This window comes from Cohnella terricola, assembly GCF_007786475.1.
GTDB classification, from domain to species: domain Bacteria; phylum Bacillota; class Bacilli; order Paenibacillales; family Paenibacillaceae; genus Cohnella; species Cohnella terricola.
Map to the genome: position 1 here is coordinate 578,483 of NZ_VNJJ01000001.1, position 24,422 is coordinate 602,904.

The 24,422-nt window shown below is 52.8% G+C and carries 26 protein-coding genes and 1 riboswitch; of the genes, 23 read left to right on the plus strand and 3 right to left on the minus strand.

The window, feature by feature from the left end:
* The first annotated feature begins 14 nt into the window (after positions 1–14).
* The 19 genes from FPZ45_RS02780 (at position 15) to FPZ45_RS02870 (ending at position 18,005) form a co-directional block, all read left to right on the plus strand.
* Entirely contained in the window at positions 15–989 is a 975-nt protein-coding gene (locus FPZ45_RS02780) for a TolB-like translocation protein (RefSeq protein ID WP_144698118.1), read from the plus strand.
* Positions 990–1,044: 55 nt separating this feature from the next.
* Positions 1,045–1,476 carry a peptidylprolyl isomerase gene (locus tag FPZ45_RS02785; protein WP_144698120.1) on the plus strand — a complete coding sequence of 144 codons (432 nt, stop codon included), beginning with the start codon at positions 1,045–1,047 and terminating at the stop codon, positions 1,474–1,476.
* 127 nt (positions 1,477–1,603) lie between these two features.
* Positions 1,604–1,804: riboswitch (FMN riboswitch) on the plus strand.
* A gap of 354 nt (positions 1,805–2,158) precedes the next feature.
* Complete coding sequence (gene ribD, locus FPZ45_RS02790; RefSeq protein WP_144698122.1) at positions 2,159–3,310, plus strand: bifunctional diaminohydroxyphosphoribosylaminopyrimidine deaminase/5-amino-6-(5-phosphoribosylamino)uracil reductase RibD; 1,152 nt, start codon at positions 2,159–2,161, stop codon at positions 3,308–3,310.
* A gap of 3 nt (positions 3,311–3,313) precedes the next feature.
* Positions 3,314–3,982: a riboflavin synthase gene (gene ribE, locus FPZ45_RS02795; protein WP_144698124.1), complete on the plus strand. Its 669-nt coding sequence runs from the start codon at positions 3,314–3,316 to the stop codon at positions 3,980–3,982.
* 14 nt (positions 3,983–3,996) lie between these two features.
* Positions 3,997–5,217, plus strand: a complete 1,221-nt coding sequence (locus FPZ45_RS02800) for a bifunctional 3,4-dihydroxy-2-butanone-4-phosphate synthase/GTP cyclohydrolase II (protein WP_144698126.1) — start codon at positions 3,997–3,999, stop codon at positions 5,215–5,217.
* 62 nt (positions 5,218–5,279) lie between these two features.
* Positions 5,280–5,750 carry a 6,7-dimethyl-8-ribityllumazine synthase gene (gene ribH / locus FPZ45_RS02805; protein ID WP_144698128.1) on the plus strand — a complete coding sequence of 157 codons (471 nt, stop codon included), beginning with the start codon at positions 5,280–5,282 and terminating at the stop codon, positions 5,748–5,750.
* Positions 5,751–5,798: 48 nt separating this feature from the next.
* On the plus strand, positions 5,799–6,590 hold the full coding sequence (locus tag FPZ45_RS02810; RefSeq protein WP_144698130.1) for a segregation and condensation protein A: 792 nt from the start codon (positions 5,799–5,801) through the stop codon (positions 6,588–6,590).
* Positions 6,559–7,176 (plus strand): SMC-Scp complex subunit ScpB, encoded by a 618-nt coding sequence (gene scpB, locus FPZ45_RS02815; protein ID WP_144698132.1) that lies wholly within the window; start codon positions 6,559–6,561, stop codon positions 7,174–7,176. The genes FPZ45_RS02810 and scpB overlap by 32 nt, the downstream gene beginning before the upstream one ends.
* Before the next feature lie 66 nt (positions 7,177–7,242).
* Complete coding sequence (locus tag FPZ45_RS02820; RefSeq protein ID WP_144698134.1) at positions 7,243–7,929, plus strand: DUF2953 domain-containing protein; 687 nt, start codon at positions 7,243–7,245, stop codon at positions 7,927–7,929.
* 95 nt (positions 7,930–8,024) lie between these two features.
* On the plus strand, positions 8,025–8,498 hold the full coding sequence (ytfJ, locus tag FPZ45_RS02825; protein ID WP_144698396.1) for a GerW family sporulation protein: 474 nt from the start codon (positions 8,025–8,027) through the stop codon (positions 8,496–8,498).
* A gap of 170 nt (positions 8,499–8,668) precedes the next feature.
* Positions 8,669–9,883, plus strand: coding sequence for a D-alanyl-D-alanine carboxypeptidase family protein (locus FPZ45_RS02830; RefSeq protein ID WP_425456939.1), 1,215 nt, complete (start codon positions 8,669–8,671; stop codon positions 9,881–9,883).
* Positions 9,884–9,886: 3 nt separating this feature from the next.
* Positions 9,887–10,561, plus strand: a complete 675-nt coding sequence (locus FPZ45_RS02835) for a nucleoside recognition domain-containing protein (protein WP_144698136.1) — start codon at positions 9,887–9,889, stop codon at positions 10,559–10,561.
* A 38-nt stretch (positions 10,562–10,599) separates the two neighbouring features.
* A complete protein-coding gene (locus FPZ45_RS02840) occupies positions 10,600–11,097 on the plus strand; it encodes a spore maturation protein (RefSeq protein ID WP_186438209.1) in 498 nt (165 codons plus the stop codon).
* Between the two features lie 21 nt (positions 11,098–11,118).
* Positions 11,119–11,886 carry a pseudouridine synthase gene (locus FPZ45_RS02845; protein ID WP_144698140.1) on the plus strand — a complete coding sequence of 256 codons (768 nt, stop codon included), beginning with the start codon at positions 11,119–11,121 and terminating at the stop codon, positions 11,884–11,886.
* Positions 11,887–12,283: 397 nt separating this feature from the next.
* Positions 12,284–12,811: a redoxin domain-containing protein gene (locus FPZ45_RS02850; protein ID WP_144698141.1), complete on the plus strand. Its 528-nt coding sequence runs from the start codon at positions 12,284–12,286 to the stop codon at positions 12,809–12,811.
* 29 nt (positions 12,812–12,840) lie between these two features.
* Positions 12,841–14,553, plus strand: a complete 1,713-nt coding sequence (resB, locus tag FPZ45_RS02855; protein ID WP_144698143.1) for a cytochrome c biogenesis protein ResB — start codon at positions 12,841–12,843, stop codon at positions 14,551–14,553.
* Between the two features lie 32 nt (positions 14,554–14,585).
* Positions 14,586–15,812, plus strand: coding sequence for a cytochrome c biogenesis protein CcsA (ccsA, locus tag FPZ45_RS02860; RefSeq protein ID WP_144698400.1), 1,227 nt, complete (start codon positions 14,586–14,588; stop codon positions 15,810–15,812).
* 42 nt (positions 15,813–15,854) lie between these two features.
* Complete coding sequence (locus FPZ45_RS02865; RefSeq protein ID WP_144698145.1) at positions 15,855–16,568, plus strand: response regulator transcription factor; 714 nt, start codon at positions 15,855–15,857, stop codon at positions 16,566–16,568.
* Positions 16,569–16,571: 3 nt separating this feature from the next.
* Complete coding sequence (locus tag FPZ45_RS02870; RefSeq protein ID WP_144698147.1) at positions 16,572–18,005, plus strand: HAMP domain-containing sensor histidine kinase; 1,434 nt, start codon at positions 16,572–16,574, stop codon at positions 18,003–18,005.
* 458 nt (positions 18,006–18,463) lie between these two features.
* Here the strand turns inward: FPZ45_RS02870 and serA are convergent, their stop codons facing one another.
* Both serA and FPZ45_RS02880 read right to left on the minus strand, forming a co-directional pair.
* Positions 18,464–20,056 carry a phosphoglycerate dehydrogenase gene (gene serA / locus FPZ45_RS02875; RefSeq protein WP_144698149.1) on the minus strand — a complete coding sequence of 531 codons (1,593 nt, stop codon included), beginning with the start codon at positions 20,054–20,056 and terminating at the stop codon, positions 18,464–18,466.
* Positions 20,057–20,285: 229 nt separating this feature from the next.
* Entirely contained in the window at positions 20,286–21,206 is a 921-nt protein-coding gene (locus tag FPZ45_RS02880) for a hypothetical protein (protein ID WP_144698151.1), read from the minus strand.
* 101 nt (positions 21,207–21,307) lie between these two features.
* Here FPZ45_RS02880 and FPZ45_RS02885 point away from each other — a divergent pair, with 101 nt between their 5' ends.
* Entirely contained in the window at positions 21,308–21,904 is a 597-nt protein-coding gene (locus FPZ45_RS02885) for a type II CAAX endopeptidase family protein (protein WP_144698153.1), read from the plus strand.
* On the plus strand, positions 21,901–22,197 hold the full coding sequence (locus tag FPZ45_RS02890) for a hypothetical protein (RefSeq protein ID WP_144698155.1): 297 nt from the start codon (positions 21,901–21,903) through the stop codon (positions 22,195–22,197). The genes FPZ45_RS02885 and FPZ45_RS02890 overlap by 4 nt, the downstream gene beginning before the upstream one ends.
* Before the next feature lie 58 nt (positions 22,198–22,255).
* On the opposite strand, the gene FPZ45_RS02895 is transcribed toward FPZ45_RS02890, so the two are convergent.
* A complete protein-coding gene (locus tag FPZ45_RS02895; protein WP_144698157.1) occupies positions 22,256–23,128 on the minus strand; it encodes a polysaccharide deacetylase family protein in 873 nt (290 codons plus the stop codon).
* A gap of 145 nt (positions 23,129–23,273) precedes the next feature.
* Between FPZ45_RS02895 and FPZ45_RS02900 the strand changes: the two genes are divergently transcribed.
* Positions 23,274–23,615, plus strand: coding sequence for a hypothetical protein (locus FPZ45_RS02900; protein ID WP_144698159.1), 342 nt, complete (start codon positions 23,274–23,276; stop codon positions 23,613–23,615).
* 193 nt (positions 23,616–23,808) lie between these two features.
* A complete protein-coding gene (locus FPZ45_RS02905; protein WP_144698161.1) occupies positions 23,809–24,408 on the plus strand; it encodes a genetic competence negative regulator in 600 nt (199 codons plus the stop codon).
* Positions 24,409–24,422 lie beyond the last annotated feature (14 nt).

Below are 24,422 nucleotides of genomic sequence, written 5' to 3' on the forward strand. Positions count from 1 at the left end.
GGTTCGGCAATAACATGATGAGAAAAATACAAGTCATTAGCTTAGCCGGCATACTGCTCGTTGCGGGGTGCCAATCCGGGTCTCCCGCATCTTCGACGAAGCTGCCTATACAAGCTGCCGAGGAAACGGATTCGGTCTCGCCGGTTGCGGCAATCGAGCCCGCCGCAGGAACCGAGCGGGTGAACCATCTCTCCGTATGGGACGAGCTCGCTGCCAAGCACCCCGATAACGGCACTTTTATCTTGGATTCTGCCAGTGAACCCGATATGTTTAGATTTTATCTGGAAGGGTTGAGGCACTCCAATCCTTATGTCCAATGGTACGCTTGCAATAGGATGATCTGGTTCGACTACCGCGAAGATAAGCAGGAAGCGCTCGACGCTTTGAAGTTGTTAACGAAGTCCAAGAAGGACGGCGTAAAACAGGCGGCGCAATTCGCGCTGCACGTATTCGAACGGGATTTCGACGACGAAGCTTTTTCGCGCTCGCCGGATGGGAAGCGAACGGCCTTTCATCTTTACAACGAAGCGCGTTACAACGACGGGATAGTATGGATTTACGATTCGGAGACGCGTGCCGTGAATCCCCTGCCAGGAGAATGGCCAAGCATTGAACGTCTAGTCTGGTCGCCCGATAGCCGCGCGCTAGCCGTGGAGTTCGGAGGCAGAATATGGGGCAACGTCGACCTTATCGATCCCGCGACGGGAGACTCTTTGCTGCAGCCCGGCGTATTCGACCTTCTCCGTAGCAAAAAGCTTTACACGGCGGACAAGCAAGGAAGACCCGATCCGTATAACCGATTGGTCGAATGGGATCCGAAAGGCAGAAAAGCGATGCTCTCCTATGCGTTTACCGACGATGACTACAATGTGCAGCAAGGCGTTTTGGTTTACGATATCGCCAAATCGGCTTACACAGACGTGAAACGGTACCCTTCCGGGACGGATTCGTACCCGAGGCTGAACAAGCCGGAAGGCTTCAAGTGGTGAGAATAGCCATAATGTTGTACAATAAGGCGATATGATTTAAGGAGGACTTCACATTATGGCTAAACAAGCGGTTATCAAAATGGCCGACGGCAACGAGATCGTTCTCGAGATGTTCGACCAAGACGCGCCGAATACGGTCGCCAACTTCGAGAAGCTGGCTAACGAAGGCTTCTACGACGGCATTCCGTTTCATCGCGTTATTCCGGGATTCGTCGCGCAAGGCGGCTGCCCTAACGGCAACGGTACCGGCGGACCCGGCTACACGATCAATTGCGAGCATAACAAAAATAAGCATGAGCGCGGCAGTCTGGCAATGGCGCACCGTGGACCGAATACCGGTGGCAGCCAGTTCTATATTTGCTACAATCCGCAGCCGCACTTGGATGGCGTACATACCGTCTTCGGCAAGGTGACGTCCGGGATGGAGCATGTCGATGCTCTTAAGGGCGGCGAAAAAATGGCTGAAGTAAAAGTATCGGACGAGTAGAGTAAGCTTTTGATTTCAAGGGGTTGTTCTAAGCGATAAGCTTGGGCAGCCTCTTTTCCTATTTTATATCCGACTCCGCCGCTTGCAATTTATTGGGCATGGTGGTACACTTTCATAAAATAAGTTGCTTATCCTTCGGGGCGGGGTGCAATTCCCCACCGACGGTGATCGGCGGTTAAACGGCCGGCTAGTGATAGCCGCGTCGGTCATACCGCAGTCAGTCCGTGACCCGATATTGCCTTCTTCCGGAGCAACCGGCGGAAGCGATTCGGTGGACCTGGTGCAAATCCGGGACCGACAGTAACAGTCTGGATGGGAGAAGGAAGCGCAGCGGCCATGCCGTGCGATAGAAGAGCAACGTTATGGCAGGACCGATATCCGCTAACTGTCGGAACGGATTGTTCCTTTTTTCACAATCCTGCTATAATGACGGGTTTATTCAGCATGCTTCAGCATAGCGATTTTCCTCAAGCATTCGAGGTAAAACGATGTGTTTGTTCGGTGACTCCCGATAAGCTGCTGTACCCCTTGCTTTTCGGGACACGACCTGTAGGCTTATTTTTCGCTGTGCATCTACCACCCCCGGGATATTATTCCTTGGGGGTTTTCTGTTTGTTTCGGCTTGCTGAAACACCTCGAAGAGGCGCAGCCGGCCAACAGGCCGGTCGGAAGGGAGGGGCTCATGGAACGATTGAATGATGAGTACTATATGCAATTGGCTTTAAATATGGCGGAAGCCGCTACCGGACAAACCGGCATAAATCCCGTCGTCGGCTGCATTGTCGTCAAAGATGGCCGCATCGTGGGAATGGGCGCGCATTTGCGGCGTGGTGAAGGGCACGCGGAAGTACTCGCTTTGAATATGGCGGGAGAGCATGCGAGAGGCGCGACCGCTTATGTGACGCTTGAGCCTTGCAGCCACTACGGGCGCACGCCACCATGCTGCGAAAGGCTCATCGAGGAGGGCGTGGCGCGAGTCGTCGTCGCCGCGGTTGATCCGAACCCGCTTGTAGCCGGGCGCGGAATCGCCAGGCTCAAAGAAGCGGGAATCGAAGTCGAGACGGGCGTACTGGAAGAGAAAGCCGTTCTCCAGAATGAAGCGTTCAACAAGTTTATCCGAACAGGCAAGCCGTTCGTGACCTTAAAGACGGCTTTGTCGCTGGACGGCCGTATTGCTACCCGTACGGGCCACAGCCGATGGATTACCGGCGAGCAGTCCAGGGAAGCGGTGCACACGCTTCGGCATCGACATGTTGGCATAATGGTTGGCGTGGAGACGGTGCTTGCAGACGATCCCGAACTGACGACGCGCTTAAGAGTTCCGGGGTTGAACCCGGTTAGAATCGTCGTCGATTCGAAGCTGAGAATTGCCGAGTCCGCCAGGGCACTAAACGATTCGGCTCCGACGATCATCTTGACGACCGTACGGACTGACGAAGAAAAAGCCACCCGGCTTCAGGCGCTTGGAGCGGAAGTGCTGCGCGTCGGTTCCGGAGATCGCGTAGATCTGATCGAAGCGATGATCGAACTGGGGAAACGGGAAATCGGCTCGATTCTGCTGGAAGGCGGTGGCGTGCTGAACGGCGCTATGCTCCAGGCAGGTCTAATCGACAAGATTATGTTGTTTTATGCCCCTATCATTGTCGGAGGGGAAGGCTCGCCTTCCGCGTTTGCTTTCAAGGGGCCGGAATTCATGTCCGATGCGTTGCGGCTCGAAAATGTTACGATGCAGAGCTCCGGACAAGATTGGTGCATTGCTGGATATCCGGTAAGACCAGTCGCCGGCGAACTGGAAGGCAGCGGAACTGCGGATTACTTGGGGAAGGAGAGTTGAGCCATGTTTACGGGACTTATTGAAGAGATGGGCGTACTTCGTTCGGTGCAACGCCAAGGCGAAGCGATGATTCTGGTCATCGCGGCTTCCAAAGTACTCTCGGACGTTAAACTCGGCGACAGCATTTCCGTTAACGGCGTATGTTTGACGGTTGTCGAATTCGGTGGCGGCGCTTTTTCCGTCGACGTGATGCCGGAAACCTACCGGCACACGACCCTTAACGCCATTAAACCCGGCTCGTTCGTCAATCTGGAGCGGGCGATGATGGCCGGCGGAAGATACGGCGGACATATCGTTCAAGGCCACGTGGATGGAACCGGGGCGATTCGAGGGAGATACACGGAAGCTAATGCCGTCGTGTTCGAGATCGAACCGCGCGATCCCGGAATGCTCAGGCATGTCGTGAAGCAAGGCTCGGTTACACTAGACGGGATCAGCCTTACGGTCGTTTCGGTTGATCGGGACGGCGGGAGGTTCACCGTTTCCATCATCCCGCACACGCTGCGGGAGACGGTACTGCAGCACAAGCATCCAGGGGAGTCCCTAAATATCGAGTGCGATATTCTGGGTAAATATGTCGATCATCTGCTTAGCATGCGCGAGAGCGGCCCTCCAGCTGGCCAAAGGAGAGGGTTAACGGAGTCGGTCCTGCGAGATAATGGATTTATGTGAAAGGAGCGATAGATATGTCGCAAAATCATTTTGACCCTATCGAAGAAGCGATATATGATTTGATGAGAGGCAAGGTAATCATCGTCGTGGACGACGAAGACCGGGAGAACGAAGGCGACCTCATCGCATTGGCCGACAAAGCGACGCCGGAGGTTATCAATTTCATGATCAAGGAAGCGAGAGGCCTGCTGTGCGTTCCGGTGACGCCAGAGATGGCGGAAACGCTTGACCTGCCACCGATGGTCAGTCACAATACGGATTATCACGGCACGGCATTTACCGTTTCCGTCGACCACGTATCAACGACGACGGGAATATCCGCGCACGAGCGTTCACTTAGCGTGAAGGCGCTGATCGATCCGGCCGCCAAGCCTGGAGATTTCCGCAGGCCCGGCCATATTTTCCCGCTGATCGCCAAGAAAGGCGGCGTGCTCAGGCGTGCGGGACATACGGAAGCTGCGGTCGATCTCGCCAGAATGTGCGGCTCCACTCCGGCCGCTGTCATCTGCGAAGTCATCAAAGAAGATGGAACGATGGCTAGATTGCCCGATCTTCAAGCGTTTGCGGCCCAACATTCGTTGAAACTGATCACGATCAAGGATCTGATCCGTTACCGCAACGAGAAGGAGAAGCTCGTCAATCGAGAAGTGGAAGTCAGAATGCCGACCGACTTCGGAACGTTCAAGGCGATCGCATATACGAATGACGTAGACCATAAGGAGCATGTCGCCTTCGTTAAAGGCGAGATCGACAGTTCCAAGCCGGTACTCGTCCGCGTGCACTCGGAATGTTTGACGGGGGACGTGTTCCATTCCCATCGCTGCGATTGCGGTCCGCAATTGGAAGCCGCGCTAAGGCAGATCGACGAGGAAGGTTCAGGCGTGCTGCTTTATATGAGGCAGGAAGGCCGCGGTATCGGCCTCATCAATAAATTGCGCGCATACGAGCTCCAGGAGCAGGGATTGGACACCGTGGACGCGAATATCAAGTTGGGATTCGCTCCTGATTTGAGGGAATATGGAATCGGAGCGCAAATCTTGAAGGATATTGGCGTGAAGGATATCCGTCTTCTGACGAACAATCCGCGCAAAATCAAAGGGTTGGAAGGATACGGTCTGAACGTGGTCGAGCGCGTGCCGATCCAGATGAAAGAAAACGAAGACAATACCCGCTATTTGCATACGAAGAAAGCAAAGCTCGGGCATTTGCTTTCCTTTAAGGGAGAGCCGAATTAAGATCTGCTGCAGAGCTTAGATTTTTACAATATAATGGAAAGATACATGAGAGGATGAATAAAATGTCAATCGTATACGAAGGTCACTTAATCTCCAAAGGGTTAAAATACGGAATCGTCGTCGGAAGGTTTAACGAATTCATTACTTCCAAGCTGCTTGGAGGTGCGTTGGATGCGTTCAAACGCCACGGCGCGGAAGATCACGAAGTCGAGATCGCTTGGGTGCCGGGAGCATTCGAAATTCCGCTGATCGCTCAGAAAATGGCCGAAAGCGGCAAATACGACGCAGTCGTAACACTTGGCGCAGTCATTCGCGGCTCTACGCCGCATTTCGACTACGTCTGCAACGAGGTGGCCAAAGGCGTGTCCGCAATCTCGCTCAAGACGGGCGTGCCGACGATTTTCGGCGTACTGACGACGGATAGTATCGAGCAAGCGGTGGAACGCGCGGGAACGAAAGCCGGCAATAAGGGCTGGGAGGCCGCTTCCACAGCGATCGAGATGGCGAATTTGACGCGGGCGATTACGGGCTAATAAAATAGAACAATCGGGAACAAGCGTTAGGCAGGAGGAGAAACCCGCGTGGCAATGCTGTACAAGCTAGAAACGTTCGAAGGGCCGCTCGATTTGCTGCTCCATCTAATTGACAAAGCGGAAATCGATATTCAGGATATCTCGATCAGCGATATCACGGATCAATATATGGAATACTTGGCGGCTATGCAGGAGCTTGAGCTTGACATTACCAGCGAGTTTCTCGTCATGGCGGCCACGCTGCTCTCCATGAAGAGCCGTCAATTGCTTCCGAAGCCTCCGGTAACCGAAGAACCGTGGCTGACGGTGGATGACGACGAGGAATTGGATCCGCGCGAAGAACTCATTCGCAAATTGATCGAATATCGCAAGTTCAAATCGGTCGCCGGACAGCTGCGCGAGAAGGAATGGGATCGAAGCCAGGTTTATACTCGCGAACCGGCCGACTTGTCGCCGTTCGAGAAGGTTGTTCAGACAAACCCGGTCGAAGGGCTGCATGTCGACGATCTGGTAAGAGCTTTTCAGAAGGCGATGCGGCGGATGGCTGGGCGTTCCCGCGTATCATCGATTCGGAAAGATGAGATTTCGGTTAAAGATCGCATCCGGAACATCATAGATACGCTGAAAAGCCGATCCCATGAGGGAAGGCTGCTTTTCTCCCAATTGTTGGGGGAAGGGGACGAGCGCGAGGAGATCGTAGTCACGTTTCTGGCCATTCTTGAACTCATGAAGCGCAAATGGATATCCTGCCATCAAAACGCATTGTTCGACGAGATTGTGTTGACCTGGACGGGAAGAGAGGATAACGATGAATTACTCGACATTGAAATCAGTACTTGAGGGACTGCTGTTCGTCTCGGGCGACGAAGGCATCAGCGCCAAGACGGCGGCGGAGGTCGTCGAGACGGACGTGGAAGTCGTCAAGGACGTGCTCAAGGATCTTCAGAAGGAGCTGGCGAAGAAAAACCGCGGCATTCGTATTGCCGAAGTAGCCGGCGGTTATCGTCTTACGACCGTCATCGAGCATGCTCCTTATTTCGAGAAATTGGCTTATTCTCCTTCGCGTTCCGCCTTGTCGCAAGCCGCGCTTGAAACACTTGCGATTATCGCTTACAGACAGCCGATAACGCGAGTCGAAATCGAGGAAATTCGTGGCGTCAAAGCGGAGCGGCCGCTGCATCATTTGGTCAACAAGGATCTGATCGAAGAAAAGGGAAGAGCGGAAGCGTTAGGCAGGCCGATCCTGTACGGAACGACGAAATCATTCTTGGATTATTTCGGTTTGGCGAACATTGCCGGATTGCCGGAGCCTTCGTTAACAGACGGAGACGACGAACTCGAAGAACGAACGAAAATGCTGTTCGACCGGATCGAAGGCCGACAGCTTTCGCTTGAGGATCTCGATCGGGAATTGGAAACGGATTGAAATTCCGGTAGACAGAATGAAGAATATCCAGAAGGCCATACTACCCCTAGGAAAGGCGGGGAAAGTATGGCCTTCTGGCTTTGGATCGCGCTCGCGGTCGTTATCCTCCTTGTTGCCGGAGCGTTACTCTCGCGAATCCGATTTCGAGTCCGTTACTCGCGCAGCGGCCGGCTGGATCAGCTCGTTATCGTTATTAGGGCGCTGCATGGCTTATTTCAATACCAAATAGAGATGCCTTCCGTCGTGATTCGCGGTTGGAATGTCGTATATCGCGAGCGTAAGGAAGGGGGGCTGGCAGGTCACGGTAATGCCGCCAAAAATAAGAGAAGAATCGGAAGAGGAACACTGCGTCGTCATAGTCGGGCGTATCGCTCGCTGTTATCTTCCACGAGAAGTTTCAGACGATGGGCGAGAAGCTCGCTAAAAAAAGTGGAGTGCACCCGGTGGCGCCTTGATTTCCGCGTCGGTACGGGTGATGCGGCGACGACGGCGGTTATGGCCGGACTGCTGTGGGCCGTTTCGGGCGTAGCTTCGGGAGCCGCGGGGCAATTCATTACGTTCAGAACTTCTCCATGCGGGGAAGTATCGCCGAATTATTCGTCACTCGAATTTACGGCCGTGTGGGAAGCGGATTTTCAAATTCGCCTGTTCGCCGTTATATGGGCGGGAATTCGACTTGGATCAAATACGGTTCATATCAGGCGAGCCATTCGCGCGTGGCGCAGCCTAACGACACCGCCGAAAGAAGCTTGAGCAAGCCATGAAGATGGCAGAAGAGGGTTGTCGATTCGACGCATAATCGATACGGGATTTCGGGCAAATTAGGTACACGAAAGGAGGAGTTGATGATGTCTCAGCACCCGATTAACGGCCTTATGCAAACCGCCATGGAAAATATTAAGGATATGGTGGACGTCAACACGATCGTCGGCGAACCCGTACAAACGCCGGACGGCAGCGTCATTATGCCGATCTCCAAAGTCGGTTTCGGCTTTGCGGCGGGCGGCAGCGAATTTAACGCGAATGAAGATTCGGGCGAGCATGGCCACAAGGCAAACGGGCAAGACGCCCATAACGCATCTGTATCGCTTCCCTTCGGGGGCGGCAGCGGAGGCGGCGTCTCGATCACACCGATCGCTTTTCTCGTTGTTGGCTCGCAAGGCGTAAAGGTTGTCCCGCTCGACAACCAGACGCATATTATCGAGCGGTTGATCGACGCTGCGCCGGAGTGGGTCGATAAGTTGAAGAGCATGTTCCAGAGGGACGCATCGACGGATGCGATCCGGAACGTCTCGGATTCTTCCAACGACCGCTATATGTAAAGTAATTCATCCGCAACCGGCCATTCGGGCCGGTTTTTCGTTATGCATACAACTCCACATACTTTAGGACATGCATACATAAAATGGTGACATGAACTTTCGCGAGGAGCGCGATCATAATCGATTCCACTGAAGCCGATCGCTGCCCGAGGAGGAAACGCATGTTCACCATGTCCCGAGCAATTCGTTTTTTTCGCAGGATGGGAATGATCCCGCTGATCGTGATGTTGCTGCTGTCCGCCGTGCGATTTACAAGCGCTGCGGGCTTCGAAGCGGTCGATGAGTCGGGGGGATTCGCATTGCCGAAACCGCCGTCCAATCAAGCCAAGGCCGCCGCGCTGGCCGACGTCGCGTCCGGACGAATCCTGTTCAGCCAGCGCGGGGACGAGCCGATGAAAATCGCCAGCCTGACGAAAATCATGACCGCGATCGTCGCGATCGAGCACGGACAATTGGATAGCACGATCGAGGTCAGCAAGAAAGCTGCCGGCAAAGAAGGCTCCTCTTTATACTTGAAAGCGGGCGAGAAAATGACTCTTCGCGACGCGCTGTACGGGCTGATGCTGCGATCGGGCAACGATGCCGCGGTAGCCATCGCCGAGCATGTCGGAGGATCGGTCGAGGGTTTCGCTTTTTTAATGAACCGTAAAGCGGATGAAATCGGCCTTACTCACAGCCATTTCATGAACCCACATGGACTGGACGAGCAGGGGCACTATTCCTCCGCGAACGATTTGGCGAAGTTGACCGTTTATGCGCTACATAATCCCGAATTTAAAGAAATTGTCAAAACCCGGGTCAAGACCGCGCAGAATCCGAATGAGTCTTGGGATTACAAATGGGTCAATAAAAATAAAATGCTGACCATGTACGACGGCGCCGACGGCGTAAAGACGGGATATACAAAGCAGGCGTTGCGCACGCTTGTTAGTTCCGCGACGAGAAACGGACAGCAACTCGTTGCGGTAACCTTGAACGATCGAGATGACTGGGCCGATCATCGGAAAATGCTCGATTACGGATTTGCCCATTTTCCGTTAACGAACGTCGCCAAAGATGGGGAACATGTCAAAGGATATCCGTTTGAAACTTCCGGAAGTTTTGACTATCCGTTCGCCAAAGGAGAACGAGATCGGCTCGAAATTCGTCTCGCTCGCCTTAAAGAAGGCACGGTCCACTATAATTTGGGATATCGCGGACAGATAAGTTTTGTCTTGGATAATCGCGTGATCGGCGCTCTTCCGCTCGTGGCCGACCCGGAACTGGAGCAGATGGGCCGACAAGAAAACGAACGACCGACATCGGCGGAGGGCCGTAACCGGATGTCCTTCGCCGCCGCGCTGCGATCGGCCATTAAAGCTCTGTTCATGCTAGGAGGCGGATAACCGATGGTGAACTGGATTTGGATGGGCATGATGGTCGTCAGCGTTTTGTTCGGGGCGGCCAACGGCAAAATGGAGAAAGTGGCGGAGGCGGCGTTCGGAGGCGCTCAAACCGGCGTTACGGTCTGCTTGGGACTTATCAGCATTCTCGTGTTTTGGATGGGATTGATGCGGGTCGCCGAAGATGCGGGGCTGGTCGGCAAAATAGCCAAACTTATGGCTCCTGCGATTCGACGGTTGTTTCCGGACGTTCCCAGAGATCATCCGGCCATGGGGTACATCCTTTCCAATATGAGTGCGAACCTTCTCGGATTGGGGAACGCGGCTACGCCTATGGGAATCAAAGCGATGCAAGAGCTTCAGAAGCTGAATCCTAATCCGGACGTCGCAACGCCGGCGATGTGTACGCTGCTTGCGATGAATACGGCAAGCATCACGCTCGTGCCGACGACGATCATCGCTATTCGGATGAACTTCGGTTCCGTTCATCCGGCGGAGATCGTTGCGCCCACGCTTCTAGCTACAATTGTCGCGACGGGGGCGGCGATTCTCGCGGATAGATGGTATCGAAGCCGGAATACAATCCCGCCGTCGCAATCGTCGGCGAAGCCAGGGCGCCGAGAGGCGCCTGTATCCGTCATTCCGCCTTCGGCGTCCGCGGGAGGGGGCGGAACGTATTGATCGCGTTCATCCAGCTCGTGTCGACCTGGACGATTCCGATGCTTATCGCATTTATTCCTTTATATGCTTCATTCCGCAAAGTTCCCGTATACGAAGCTTTCATCGACGGTGCTAAGGACGGATTCGGCACGGCGATCGGCATTATCCCGCATCTCGTCGCGATGATGACGGCGATCAGCATGTTTCGCGCCTCGGGCGCGATGGACGCGTTCGTCGGCTTGATCAAGCCTTTGTTTGAAAGCGTGGGCGTTCCCGGCGACGTACTGCCTCTTGCCTTGCTGCGGCCGATTACGGGTGCGGGGTCGCTAGCTTACGTTACAGATTTGATCAAGGTACACGGTCCGGATTCGTTCGCCGCGCGCATCGCTTCGACCGTTCAAGGGAGCACGGATACGACGCTGTACGTGCTTACGGTATATTTCGGCGCCGTAGGCATTCGGAAATCCCGTTATGCGCTTAAAGTCGGATTGTTTTCCGATGTTGTCGGTTTTTTTGCCGCCGTCGCCGCTTGCTGGTTATTGTTCGGCTTGGTATGATGGGGGATGAGGTGAAAGACCGTGGAAGAAAGATTGCAGAAAATTCTCGCGAACGCCGGCGTCGCATCGAGGCGCAAATGCGAAGAATTAATTACATCAGGAAAAGTAACGGTTAATGGCAAAGTCGTAACCGAACTGGGCGTTAAAGCGGATCCCGCGTCCGATACGATCACGGTATCCGGCAAGCCGATCAAGAAAGAAGCGAAGATTTACATTTTGTTCAACAAACCTAAGGGAGTCATTACGAGCGTCTCGGATCCGAAAGGACGGAGCGTCGTGACCGATTACCTGAAGGAAGTCAAGGAAAGGCTTTACCCGGTCGGACGACTCGATTACGACTCCGAGGGACTGCTGCTGCTCACGAACGACGGCGATCTTGCCCATAAGTTGACGCATCCGAGCCACCATGTCCCGAAAACGTACCATGCCACGGTTGAAAGAGTGCCGCATGGGAACGCGCTCGAGAAATTGCAGAAGGGCATCAAGCTGGAGGACGGGATGACCGCTCCGGCGGAAGTCGAATATCACGACATCGATCCCGACGGCAAGTACGCGACGATCGCCATTACGATTCACGAAGGACGCAACCGGCAAGTGCGTAGAATGTTCGATGCGATTCATCACCCCGTAACGAGGCTGAAACGGATTACCTTCGGGGGACTGCACCTGAACAATCTGCAGAGGGGCAAGCATAGAAAGCTGACCGCCGCTGAGTTGAAGATGCTCCAAGAGTCCGTAGCGGGCATCGCGGTGTCAGGGCAAGAAAGCACCACGGAAGTAGAGGATTAACGACATCTAGCAGGCAGAAAAGGGCGAGTGATCGCTCTTTTTTTGTTGCATTTAGCCAGGTGCGTGACAAGAAGTTCGATTTTTTCGTGCAACTCTCTTTAGATTGTGCGGCGCGAGGCGAGATGTTCGATTAAATCGTGCTATTCTCTTGAGTTGGTCCAATACGGGACGTGATATTCGAATATTCCGTACTACTTATGCGTTGCGACGCCGCTGCGAGGCAGGATCTACGAAGCATCTACAACGCGTCCGGGCCTATCGTTACATTGTACTAATTTTGACAAACAAACTCGCTAAAACCCGCGCAAAATCAACGTATACTGGGGAGTGGTTGATTGCTGACGGACAGGCGTTCGGCTACAATGGGAATAACGGATTTATAGGTGGTGTGAAAACGATGGGACGTTATCGGAAACCGATTCAATACGTCATTTTAGCTTTTGTACTTCTGATCGGAGGTTTCGCGATCGGTAATTCGCTGTTTACGAAGAGCGTCGTGCTGGCGAAAGGCGACAAGCCGCCGAGTTTTCGGCTTGCCGACTTGAACAGCCAAGTTCATGAATTAAAAGACTACGAAGGCAAGCCGCTTATCATTAATTTCTGGGGCACGTTCTGTCCGCCTTGCCGCAACGAAATGCCCGCTTTGCAGCAGCAATACGAGAAGTGGAAAGGGCAAGGCCTCGAGTTGATCGGGATCAATCTCAGCGAAGACAGATTAACGGTGGATAGCTTTATTCGCCAAATCGGCGTTGATTTCCCCATTTTGCTCGACAAGGACAAAAAAACGGAAAAAGCATACGGTCTCAAACAGTATCCGACGACATTTTTCATCACCCCAGCGGGGAAGATTCAAGAGGTTGTTATCGGCGGTTTGTTGACCGAGGACGAGATTGAGAAGCGCGTAGAGCGGCTTATGCAATCTTAGTCGCAATGTCAACAAGGGAGGCCTGACCGTTGTTTCAGAACACCAAATGCGAATGCGGGCATCAGAACCCCATCGGCACCGTGCTGTGCGAATCGTGCGGCAAACCTCTTGACGAGGGACTGCTCAAGGACGAGAACGCGCAGCTCGAAATGCGATACGACGGCGTGGCGAGAAGGTCGCAGAAAGCGAATCCGCATGTCGTTGACCGGATATGGAACTTTTTCTCATCGGTCAAAATCGCCGTATACTTAATCGTCATTACGTTGATCGGCGCGTCGCTAGGGACGATCTTCCAGCAAGAAAGCACGCTCATCAATATGACGGAAAGATCGGAGTTCGCCGCCTTTTATAAAGAAAAGTACGGGACGGTCGGCGTCATCTACCACGCGCTCGGCTTATCCAGAACATACGAGTCCTGGTGGTTTATTACGCTGCTGGTCATGATCGGCACGTCGCTGGTCGTCTGCAGCCTGGATCGGGTGCTGCCGCTTTATCGGGCGCTAAGCAAGCAACAGATCCGCAAGCACTTGCAATTTATTACGCGCCAGCAGGTCGTCTATGTCGGAACGCTGAAGGACGAACCGAAAGAGTGGGTCGGCCGCTTCGGTCAAGAACTGAAACGGAAGCGTTATCGGGTATGGCAGGAGAACGGCGCTTTGCTCGCGGAGAAAAACCGGTTCAGCAGATGGGGGCCATATATCAACCATATCGGCCTGATTATATTTCTACTGGCGGTGCTTGGCAGGAGCATCCCCTCATGGCATATGGACCAGTATCTTTCTTTATACGAAGGTGAAACTCGGCAAATCCCCGGTACGAATTATTATTTAAAGAGCGATAAGTTCACCGTGGATTATTACAATGATTCCGAACTGGCGAACAACCAGAAAGGAACAAAAGTCGTCAAGCTCTACGAGACGCAAGCCCGTTTGTACGAATGTACCGACGCTTGCGACGATCCGCTGGCAGAGCCTGTTCTGAAAGAGGTCATGCAGCACGAAATCCGCGTCAATAGCGCATTGACGTATAAAGGGCTGAGCATATACCAGAATAGTTACCAGGAACGAGTTCGCTTGATTTCCGTTCATCCGACGCTACTGGACGTCGGTACAGGCGAAGCTTTTGGTACGTTTGATCTACTGATGGATCACCCCGATAGGAATCAATTCCAAGTCGGCGACTATACGCTTAAATTGAACGATTATTATCCGGATTTCAGCCTGGATGAACAGAAAAGGCCGATGACGAAATCGAGAGATCCGAACAATCCGGCTTTCGTGTTTCGAATTTTCGGTCCCGGCGTACAGAGCAAGGGGGAAATCTATATCTATTTCCCATTGCCGAATGAGAAAAGCAAATATTACGAGCAAGTTCTTAACGAAAGCTTTAAGATAAGAGGAGACAATACGGGCCGATTCGCAGTCAAGGTGGAAAATCCGATTGTCGATGGTAAAATGAACAATATCGAGTACTCCGAATATACGACCTATTTGAACATTCGTGTGGATAAGGCGATGCCTTATATTTGGGTCGGGGCCGCGATCTCCATGATCGGCCTGATCATGGGATTCTATTGGCAGCACAGGCGTATCTGGCTTCGCGTCGATGGAGACAAGCTGTCGCTTGGCGGACATACGAACAAAAATAGTTTTGGTCTAAGGGCGGACGTCGCGTGGGCGCTGGGCCGTTCCGGCATCGAGGTATCGCCCAAGTCGCTTGATAACAGGAGGAATTCACGTTGAAGTGGTGGCTGGATTTTAGCAGTGACGCATTTATGGTTGCCTTTTATTTATACTGCGCGTCTTTTATCACCTTTGCGATCGCGGTCGGCGGCAAACGCTGGAGCAACCGCAAACCCGAGGATCATGCCAATCGATGGGGGAAGATCGGCTTCGGACTTGCCGTTGTCGGATGGATCGCGCATTTGACGTTTTTCTTCACTCGCTGGTACGGCGGGGGACACATTCCGACAAGCAACATGTACGAGTTCATGACGTTCCTAGGAATGGCGATAATGTTCGCGTTTATTATCGTACATCTAATCTATCGCAATATGCTGTTAGGAGCGTTCGCGCTGCCGCTTGTCGTAATAATCGTCGCTTATGCATCGGTCTTTCCTTCCGAAGTGCAGCCTCTTATTCCGGCATTGAACAACGTGTGGTTGAAAATACACGTCACGACGGCCGCAACCGGCGAAGCCTTCTTCGCAGTCGGTTTCGCAGCCGCGCTCGTGCAGCTCATTCGGGTCGTCGACTTTACCCGTACCGACAAGGCGGGCAGACGCTCGCAGTTCTGGACGGAATTTTCTTTGTTCGTCATTATCGTTTTGGTCGGTTTCATCGTAGCCGTCTTCGCGTTCCGCGGAGCGGGCTACGAGGCGAGCTTTACGCAAGAGAAGGTTACGATCGCAGACGACGGCACGGCGCTGTCGGAAGTCAATAAAGTCGAATATAGTCTTCCGCCGCTCGTCGCGCCGTATAACAGTGAAACTGTTGTGTTCAAGCCGTTCCTCGGCATGAGCAAACCGTTAGTTGAAGCGCCGTCTTGGCTGAACGGGGTGAATGCGGGCCGCAAGCTTAATACGATCATCTGGTCTGTCATCGCCGGCGTTATTCTTTACGGCATTCTTCGTCTCATTGCGCGCAAGAAACTGACTGCCGCCATTCATCCTCATCTGTCGGACATCGATGCGGACGATTTGGAGGAAATCAGCTACCGCGCTATCGCGATCGGATTTCCGATCTTTACACTTGGCGCGCTCATCTTCGCTATGATCTGGGCGCAGATCGCTTGGTCGAGATTCTGGGGGTGGGACCCGAAGGAAGTATGGGCGCTCATTACCTGGCTGTTCTATAGTGCATACTTGCACTTGCGTTTATCGCGCGGATGGCAGGGTACGCGATCGGCATGGCTGGCGGTTATCGGATTCCTGGTTGTCATGTTTACGCTAGTCGGAGTTAATCTGGTCATTGCCGGATTGCATTCGTACGCGGGGGCTTAATATCGCCCATAGACGGTTAAGAACCGAGAGGAGTGCTGACGCATGAATACGGGTAGTCGAATATTGGTCGTAGACGACGAAGAAAGAATTCGTCGGTTGCTACGGATGTACTTGGAGAAGGAAGGTTATGAAATCGAAGAGGCGGAGGACGGAGAAACGGCTCTGCGCAAAGCGCAAGACAGCGACTTCGATCTGATCGTGCTCGATCTGATGCTTCCGGGCATTGACGGGATCGAAGTGTGCACCCGTTTGCGCCAGCAGAAGGCGACGCCGGTGCTGATGCTCACGGCTAAAGGCGAGGAAGTCAACCGCGTGCAAGGCTTCGAGGTCGGCGCGGACGACTACGTCGTTAAGCCTTTCAGCCCTCGGGAGGTTATTTTCCGGATTAAGGCGATATTGCGCCGTTCTTCGGCTACGGCGTTCTTGTCGAAAGAAGTCAATACGAGCAACAATATCGTTTTCCCTCACTTGGTCATCGAGCACGATGCGCATCGCGTGACTGCAAGCGGCCAGGAGGTAAATCTGACGCCTAAAGAATACGAGCTGCTGCATTATTTGGCGAGCACGCCGGACAAGGTATTCTCTCGCGAAGAACTGCTGAAAGACGTGTGGAATTACGATTTCTTCGGCGATCTGCGAACGGTCGATACCCACGTGAAACGGCTAAGGGAGAAGCTGAACCGCGTGTCCGCGGAAGCGGCTTCCATGATTACGACGGTCTGGGGCGTCGGTTACAAGCTGGAGGCGGCGAAGTAAGCGATGGTGATCTGGAGATCGGTCGTCGGTAAGATGTGGCTGACAATTATGGGGTTAGTCGGAGTCGTCATTATTACGATCGGTCTGTTCCTGCTGGAGTATATCGATTTAAAATTTTCCGATCCCGTAAAAATCAAACATTTGTTCATTTACTCGGGAATCGTCGGTTTCTTGTTGACGACGTTCTTCGCTTTTTTCCTGCTGACGAAGATTACGAATCCGCTGCGGGAGATGACAGACGCCGCGAACAGGGTCGCTCAGGGCGATTACACGACCCGGGTCGCTATCCGTTCGAAGGACGAGATCGGCGAACTCGCCAACACGTTTAATCAGATGGCTTCCGAGCTTCAGACGCTCATTCGCGATATCCAGCATGAGAGGGACCATCTAAGCAGCGTGCTCAGAAGCATGACCGACTCCGTCATCTCATTCGACGCCGAAGGGGAAGTCATCCTGACCAACCCGCAGGGACAACACCTGATCGAGGAATGGAACTCGGTGGACTGGTCCGATGAAGACGCTCCTGTACGCGATGCGCACGTTCCGGGGCCGCTACGCGAATCGTTCCGCAACGTCATCGCCACCGGTAACGATCTGACCGCCAAGGTGCATGTCAAAAGCGGCGTCTGGTCGGTCGTAATGACGCCGCTCGCCGCGACGGATTCCGTTCGCGGTGCGGTTGCGGTGCTGCGTGACGTCACGGAGGAATTCCGCGTTGACAAGATGCGCAAAGATTTCGTCGCCAATGTCTCGCACGAGATCCGCACCCCGCTCTCGATGGTGCAAGGCTATAGCGAGGCGCTCATGGACGACATTGCGGCTTCTCCGGAAGAGCGTAGGGAGCTCGTACAGGTCATCCACGACGAATCGCTGCGGATGGGCAGACTGGTGAAGGATCTTCTCGATCTCGCCAGAATGGAAGCCGGGTACTTGGAGATGAACTTCCAGCACTTGGACATGAATGCTTTGCTGTCCCGAGTGTATCGGAAATTCGCCGCCCTGGCGAAAGAGCGGCAGATTGCGCTGTCGAAATCGGAAGAGGATCCGTCCTTAATGCTGGAAGCGGGGGACGGAGACCGGCTCGAGCAAGTGTTGACCAATCTGATGGATAATGCGCTCAGGCATACGCCTTCAGGAGCTTCTATCGAACTGCGGGCGTCCAGGGTCGAAAAAGATGATGGCGAATGGATTGAGATTCAAATCATCGACGAGGGCCAGGGCATTCCGCCCGAAGATTTGCCTTATATTTTTGAAAGGTTCTACAAGGCGGATAAAGCCCGCAAGAGAGGTGCGAGTGGCGGCACCGGGCTGGGACTCGCGATCGTCAAAAACCTGATCGTTGCCCACGGAGGAACGATCGGGGCGGTCAGCGAGATCGGCGTCGGCACGACGTTCACGATACTGCTTCCTACAACTACGCGAAGTGCTTCATCCTAATGATCGACGCGTTCGGTACTTCAATCGCCATCAGGCGATGAAGCTCCGCGCGCGTTTTTTTGTTCGCTCCTATGGCTGATTAGCGATGAAAAACATCGCACTTTCCTCTCGTGGAACTCGAGTCACGAGTAAATACGATGAAAAACATCGCTAGTAGCGGAGTGGCACCACTTTTTCGTGCTCCCGGGACCGATTAATGATGAAAAACATCGTACTTCTTTCTCACGGAACCCGTGTCATGAGCAAATACGATGAAAAAGATCGCTATATTAGGAAATCTGGATTGTCACTTTGCTATTTTTCTCTATACGTATAGGAATATGCAGCTTCGTCTGCCGGGGAAACACGGAGCGAATCGATGTCTAGAAAAAACTTGTGTTTTTTATGAATAGAGTTTAAATAAACCGAAGGAGATTTGGTATCGGCCCAAATCTCCTTCGGTTTTATTACGCGTGTATTTAATACAAATGAACTTCTTTGGCGTTGTTCAAATCCGGCAGAGAAGCGATTTCGCCCAGAATCGCTTTCGTTACGCCTTTATCCACGCCGACGACCATGATCGCTGCGCCGCCGACGATCTTACGTCCGACTTGCATCGTCGCGATATTCACGTCGCGCGTGCCGAGAAGCGTACCGACGCGGCCGATAATGCCCGGCTTGTCGTCGTGCGAGATAAGCAGGATATGGCCTTGCGGTTCGACGTCGACTGGGAACTTGTCGATTTGCGTAATGCGTGGTCCGAACCCGTTCAGCAGCGTGCCTGCGACAAGACGTTCTTCGTTGTCCGTGCGAAGTGTAACGCTGATCTGGTTGGTGAAGCCTTTAGTCGCGTTCGATTTCGTCACGACGATGTTCACGCCGCGGTTTTTGGCCAAATGCAAGGCGTTCACGACGTTAACCTGTTCGGATCCGAGGTGGTGGGCAAGAACGCCTTCCACGATCTGGCGATTGAGCGGCTGCGTATCGACGTCAGCCAATTCGCCAGCGTAAGCGATCGCGATTTCCTTGACAGGGCCTTCGGCGATCTGAGCCGCGAAGTTGCCGAGTTTCTTGCCGAGCTGGAAATAAGGCTCCAGCTTGTTCATAACGTCGGCTGCGACCGGAGGCATGTTGACCGCATTCTTGAACGGCTCTCCGCGAAGAATATGAAGCAGTTGCTCGGAAACGTCGATTGCAACGTTCTCTTGAGCTTCCACCGTCGAAGCGCCAAGGTGAGGCGTCACGATGATTTGCGTATGATTCAGGAACGGGTGGTCCGCCGCAGGAGGTTCTTCCTCGAATACGTCGAAAGCGGCTCCGGCGACTTGGCCCGCGTTGATGGCATCGACCAGAGCGAGCTCGTCGACGATTCCGCCGCGCGCGCAGTTGACGATGCGAACGCCTTTTTTGATGCGCGCGAACTGTTCTTTTCCGATCATATGGCGGGTTTCCGGCGTAAGCGGAGTATGAACGGTAATAAAGTCCGCTTCAGCGATGATATCGTCGACGGTTGCTTTGCGAACGCCCATTTTCTCCGCGCGTTCTTCCGTCAAGAACGGATCGTAGCCGAGTACGTCCATTCCGAACGCTTTCGCACGGGCGGCCACTTCGCTGCCGATCCGGCCCATGCCGAGTACGCCGAGCACTTTGTTGCGAAGTTCAACGCCCAGGAACGATTTGCGATCCCAGACGCCGCTAACGGTTTTCGCATACGCTTGAGGAATGTGGCGAGCTACGGCCATCATCATCGCGAAGGTATGTTCGCAAGTCGTGATCGTATTGCCGTCCGGTGCGTTAATGACGATGATTCCACGTTTGGTGGCAGCGTCCAGATCGATATTGTCTACCCCTACGCCTGCGCGACCGATTACTTTAAGCTGCTTGCCGGCGGTCATGATTCTTTCCGTCACGCGAGTCTGACTGCGCACGAGAAGCGCGTCGTATTCGCCGATGATTGCGACGAGTTCGTCCTCGCTAAGTCCGGTTTTCTTGTCGATGGAGATGTCGGACGCCTCGACGAGGAGCGAAATGCCCAAATCGCTGATCGGATCCGATACAAGTACTTTAAACATGTGAAACCCTCCTTCAAGAATATAGAAAACACCCCCAACCGCCGATCCTCCGCGTGAAGCGGACTAACGGCGCATAGAGGGTGACTCCGCAAGGTCACTGCAATGTTTCGATTGCCGTACGCACGATCTCGTTTTCCAATTGCCTTACCTATTTTATAGCAATCGGACAGACAATTGCAATGGGGAATGTGCGACAATTGACGCTTTATAGCGTTAAAGAGCTAAAAAATTATTTTCCTGGCGAGAAAAACGGCAATTGAGGCAGTTGTTCGTCCTCGTAAAACCGTGTTTTCACTTCGTTGAAGTAGCCGCTGCCGACGGCTTCCGTGCTCGTGAGTAGCTCCGCCACGGCGTTGAAGCTTTTGATTTTGCGTTTGTTCGCTTGGCCCGAACTAATGAATTGGTCGATTTTGGCTGCGAGATCGTGCGGCAAATAATCGGTTAGCGCGGCTTGCTCCGACATGAAGTCGGAAGCGACCTTGATCTTCACGATAAGCGGCAAATGCGACCATTTTCCGATCGATAGTACTTCAGGGCTCGTATAATCCCCTTTGACGTCCATGTTCACGGATGCCGCCCATTTCAGCATCGATGCGTAATATTCCTTCTGCGCGTTCAGAGAATGGTTAAGCCCTTCCTTGTAGAAAGAATTACGGCTTACCTTGTCCAGAACGGACTGTGCGGAACTTTCGTTCGCGGTTGAAGCAAGGGCGGAGAAGCTTTCTTCGAACAGCTTCAGGCTTTTTAGATAGTCGGTTTGCGCGTTTTTAAGCTCCGGGGAGATCGGGGCAACATAGACGCCCTTAATTGCCTCGTATTTGCGTTTGGCCGTTTTGGCCAATTCCTTCATGGAAGCGGAGCGATCCGCCGCCGGATCGGACAGCCATTTATTTTGGGCGGCGAACCAATCGTTTTGAAATTCACGATAAGACAAAAATACGGTATGATAGAAGGAAACCAAATCTTGTTGCTGGTAAGCGCTCGGTTCCGCTGTCGCGGAAACTTCCGGCGCATTCGCCGAAGCGTGCTTGGCTTCGGTCCGATCGGTCCCCACTTTAACGCCATAGAAAAAAGCGCCAATCGCGATAATAAGCAAGAACAAGAAAGCCAAAGAAAACATGAGATCAGATCGATTCAGACGCTTTTCCATCGGTTGCTCCTTTATTAATGTCATAATAAATTATTGGTAGACCTAGTATAGAAAAAAACGATGCGCTTGAACATACAAAAATTAGCATAACGCGAGGGAACATGAGAAAATTCGACATCCGTAAAATCAAAGTCCGCCAAGTAAACGTCGACGAACTAAACGATAACATGCTGCTAGCTAATTTATATATCACTCAAGCGCTTACCCTTATTATCGGTATCGTATGGGTTTTATTTCAGCGCAGAAATCCACTTGATTTATTTATTTGGCCTTCCGCGTACGATTTTGCCGCTTGGGGTGCAGGATTCGCCGTACTGGTCCTGCTTTTCGATCTCGCCATCTCCCGATTCGTGCCTGAAGAAGCCCAGGACGATGGAGGCATTAACGAAAGGATATTCGCGGCCAGGCCGGTATGGCACATCGCCGTCATTTCATTCGTGGTAGCGATATGCGAGGAACTGCTTTTCCGGGGAGCCATTCAATACGCGATCGGGCCTTATTGGACGAGTATCGTTTTTGCGGCGATCCATGTGCGTTACTTGCGCCATTGGATTCCGACCGGGCTCGTATTCGCGATCAGTTACGGATTGGGTTGGCTCTTTAATTATACGGGTACGTTGTGGGCGCCGATCTTGGCGCACTTCCTGGTGGACTTCGTAATGGGCTGTATCATTCGTTTGCGGAGGGAAGATAAATGAAATCGGACCGTGAGCCATCCTCGATATGGGAAAAATACGTCGAGGCCAAGCAGGCCGCATTCAGCGATTCCACGGAATCCGAAGAGCCTTTAACTATAGAAGAGCTGGAAGCGGCAATCGCCGAGACTGCAGCTAGCACGGGGATCCCGGAGATCGGAATGCCGCCCCGCTCGACGGTCCATCCCGTGAAACAAAGGCAATTGTCCAAGTGGTTTTATTTGGTTCTTGTTTTTCTTTTCGGAAGTTTGATTGCCGCACTGTTGTGGTGGGGGCAGAATATGGAGAAACTATGAGGTTCGAAAAAGGCTGCTCGCGGATTCGCTCCCCGCGTGCAGCCTCTTTCGTTTGGAGTTATTCCGATTCCGTCTCGATAGCGTTCGGATCGACGAACGAGTAGCCCTTCTCTTCGAGTTGGGTCAGGAGATTGTCGAGCGTCTTGGCAGTCCAAGGCAGCTCGTGCATCAGAATGTTGCTTCCGGGGTGCAACTGCTCCAACACATTGTCGATCACCTTCTGAGGACGTTTTTCTTCGGCGATTTTCCCCATATCCCAGTCAAGGGAGCCGTTCGACCAGGTCATAAAGAGCAGTCCGTTTTCCTTGGCGATTTTGCGGACGAAGTCGTTGGAGGATCCGTGTGGAGGCCTGAAGAAAACTGGGGCTTTGCCGGTTAGTTCCTTTACGATCTCTTGAACTTTTTCGATTTGTTCCTTGATCTTCGGTTCCTTTTCCTTCTTCAGCGCGATATGATCCCAGGAATGATTGCCGATGACTTGGCCGCGTTCGTCGATTTGTTTCAATAGTTCCGGATTCGCTTTTACACGGTAGCCGTTCACGAAGAAGATCGCTTTCGCATGATGCTTGTCCAGCGTATCCAGAAGGGGATCTAGTGTCTCGGGCGCTTTAGGCCCATCGTCGAACGTCAGAAGAACGATTTTGTTATCGGTTTTTTCTTTGTCGATCGGGACGATGAAATAATTTTTGTTCATGCGGTACGTTTTTTCAATTTGCTCGGGTTCCGGAGGGACGTTCTCTTCGGTTTCCGCAGGCGCTTCGGAACTTGCGGGCGGGGATTCCGAAGATGAAGCTTCTGGAGAGGCCGGTGCGGTCTCTGATACTGCAGTGGTAGGAGAAGCGGTTCCCGGAGAAGCGGTTTGGTTGCCGCAGGCCGCAAGAAGGCCTGCCAACAAGATGATTGTGCTTAAAGAAGTCAATCGACGGTTCATGAGAATAAGTCCCCCTGTTTTTCGTGCGTTCGATTGTTCGATTGTATCATATTTACCCCTTTTTTCGACAGTTCAAGCTTCCTTATTTTGATGGAGCATGACCTGTCCGAGCACGGTCACAATATAGGTAATAAGGAGGTGGCAAATGAAAATCGGGACTTTTGTAATCGGCGGTCTGGCGGGTGCGGCCATCGTAATGATGATTCGGCGCAATCAGAGAATGTCGGCGGCTGCCACAAATTTGGGGCATAATCTTAAGCAGAGAGTAAACAGCATGAAGGACGATGCGATCGGCAAAGCTATGGGCATGAAGTTTGCAAGCAACTTCCGGGGTTCAGGCAGCGACGGTCATTCTGAGCATTCCTTCTCATCCCATTCTTCCCGAGAAGGGGGATTGGATGAGGTGAAGAAGCTGATTTCTCAGGACCCGAAAGTCGGCGCGGAAGTCGAGTCGATCTTGAATGAAAACGGACGGCATCACAATTAAAACGGAATAAAGTCGAATCGCGAAGGCGCCTTTCCCCAGGATTCAAGGGGGAAAGGTGCCGTTTTTTTGCGTATAGAGGGTTTTCCCTAGTGCATTTCTAATGGAGAAGTGATAACATGTTGTCAAGAAAGATCATTCACGCATTATATGCTTAATCATAAGCTGTTATCACCGGCAGAAGGAGGATCCTGTCATGAGGATGGAGCGGCTTAGCCAAGACAAAATTCGGATTTTCCTCACGTTTGACGATTTGACGGAGCGCGGGATCCAAAAGGAAGACATGTGGCGGGAAATACCGAAAGTGCACGAACTGTTCAGCGAGATGATGGATCAAGCTTATAACGAATTGGGATTCGACGCTTCGGGGCCACTTGCCGTTGAGGTTTTCGCAATGCCCGCGCAAGGCATGGTCGTCATCGTAACGAGAGGGAAGCTCGAGAGAGACGCCGAACACGCCGCCGAAGACGAGGACGAAGTCTATGAATTGGAAGTTACGCTTGAGCAAAGCGAAGCTATCATATATCGATTCAGAGATATTGAAGATGCGATCGGCGCGGCGAAGACCTTGAACGGCCGTTTGACGGACGAAGGAAGCATGTTCCGTTATCAGAACCAATGGGTGCTTTGCTTCGACCCTGCGGGAATGGAGAGCTCCGCTTATCATGCTCTGATTGCCGTTTTGGCTGAATACGGAGAAGCAACTTCGATTACGCCAGCCGTTCTTGAGGAATACGGTCAATTAATTATTGACTCTGATGCCGTTAAAGTACTGGCCGAGCATTTCACGAATTAATACCGGCTTGCAAT

What these genes read in the sequence shown, in the direction of transcription:
- FPZ45_RS02780 (WP_144698118.1), top strand. Translation starts at nt 15, where the DNA reads ATGATGAGAAAAATACAAGTCATTAGCTTAGCCGGCATACTGCTCGTT.
- FPZ45_RS02785 (WP_144698120.1), top strand. Translation starts at nt 1,045, where the DNA reads ATGGCTAAACAAGCGGTTATCAAAATGGCCGACGGCAACGAGATCGTT.
- ribD (WP_144698122.1), top strand. Translation starts at nt 2,159, where the DNA reads ATGGAACGATTGAATGATGAGTACTATATGCAATTGGCTTTAAATATG.
- ribE (WP_144698124.1), top strand. Translation starts at nt 3,314, where the DNA reads ATGTTTACGGGACTTATTGAAGAGATGGGCGTACTTCGTTCGGTGCAA.
- FPZ45_RS02800 (WP_144698126.1), top strand. Translation starts at nt 3,997, where the DNA reads ATGTCGCAAAATCATTTTGACCCTATCGAAGAAGCGATATATGATTTG.
- ribH (WP_144698128.1), top strand. Translation starts at nt 5,280, where the DNA reads ATGTCAATCGTATACGAAGGTCACTTAATCTCCAAAGGGTTAAAATAC.
- scpB (WP_144698132.1), top strand. Translation starts at nt 6,559, where the DNA reads ATGAATTACTCGACATTGAAATCAGTACTTGAGGGACTGCTGTTCGTC.
- FPZ45_RS02820 (WP_144698134.1), top strand. Translation starts at nt 7,243, where the DNA reads ATGGCCTTCTGGCTTTGGATCGCGCTCGCGGTCGTTATCCTCCTTGTT.
- ytfJ (WP_144698396.1), top strand. Translation starts at nt 8,025, where the DNA reads ATGTCTCAGCACCCGATTAACGGCCTTATGCAAACCGCCATGGAAAAT.
- FPZ45_RS02830 (WP_425456939.1), top strand. Translation starts at nt 8,669, where the DNA reads ATGTCCCGAGCAATTCGTTTTTTTCGCAGGATGGGAATGATCCCGCTG.
- FPZ45_RS02835 (WP_144698136.1), top strand. Translation starts at nt 9,887, where the DNA reads ATGGTGAACTGGATTTGGATGGGCATGATGGTCGTCAGCGTTTTGTTC.
- FPZ45_RS02840 (WP_186438209.1), top strand. Translation starts at nt 10,600, where the DNA reads ATGCTTATCGCATTTATTCCTTTATATGCTTCATTCCGCAAAGTTCCC.
- FPZ45_RS02850 (WP_144698141.1), top strand. Translation starts at nt 12,284, where the DNA reads ATGGGACGTTATCGGAAACCGATTCAATACGTCATTTTAGCTTTTGTA.
- ccsA (WP_144698400.1), top strand. Translation starts at nt 14,586, where the DNA reads ATGGTTGCCTTTTATTTATACTGCGCGTCTTTTATCACCTTTGCGATC.
- FPZ45_RS02865 (WP_144698145.1), top strand. Translation starts at nt 15,855, where the DNA reads ATGAATACGGGTAGTCGAATATTGGTCGTAGACGACGAAGAAAGAATT.
- FPZ45_RS02870 (WP_144698147.1), top strand. Translation starts at nt 16,572, where the DNA reads ATGGTGATCTGGAGATCGGTCGTCGGTAAGATGTGGCTGACAATTATG.
- serA (WP_144698149.1), bottom strand. Translation starts at nt 20,056, where the DNA reads ATGTTTAAAGTACTTGTATCGGATCCGATCAGCGATTTGGGCATTTCG.
- FPZ45_RS02880 (WP_144698151.1), bottom strand. Translation starts at nt 21,206, where the DNA reads ATGGAAAAGCGTCTGAATCGATCTGATCTCATGTTTTCTTTGGCTTTC.
- FPZ45_RS02885 (WP_144698153.1), top strand. Translation starts at nt 21,308, where the DNA reads ATGAGAAAATTCGACATCCGTAAAATCAAAGTCCGCCAAGTAAACGTC.
- FPZ45_RS02890 (WP_144698155.1), top strand. Translation starts at nt 21,901, where the DNA reads ATGAAATCGGACCGTGAGCCATCCTCGATATGGGAAAAATACGTCGAG.
- FPZ45_RS02895 (WP_144698157.1), bottom strand. Translation starts at nt 23,128, where the DNA reads ATGAACCGTCGATTGACTTCTTTAAGCACAATCATCTTGTTGGCAGGC.
- FPZ45_RS02900 (WP_144698159.1), top strand. Translation starts at nt 23,274, where the DNA reads ATGAAAATCGGGACTTTTGTAATCGGCGGTCTGGCGGGTGCGGCCATC.
- FPZ45_RS02905 (WP_144698161.1), top strand. Translation starts at nt 23,809, where the DNA reads ATGAGGATGGAGCGGCTTAGCCAAGACAAAATTCGGATTTTCCTCACG.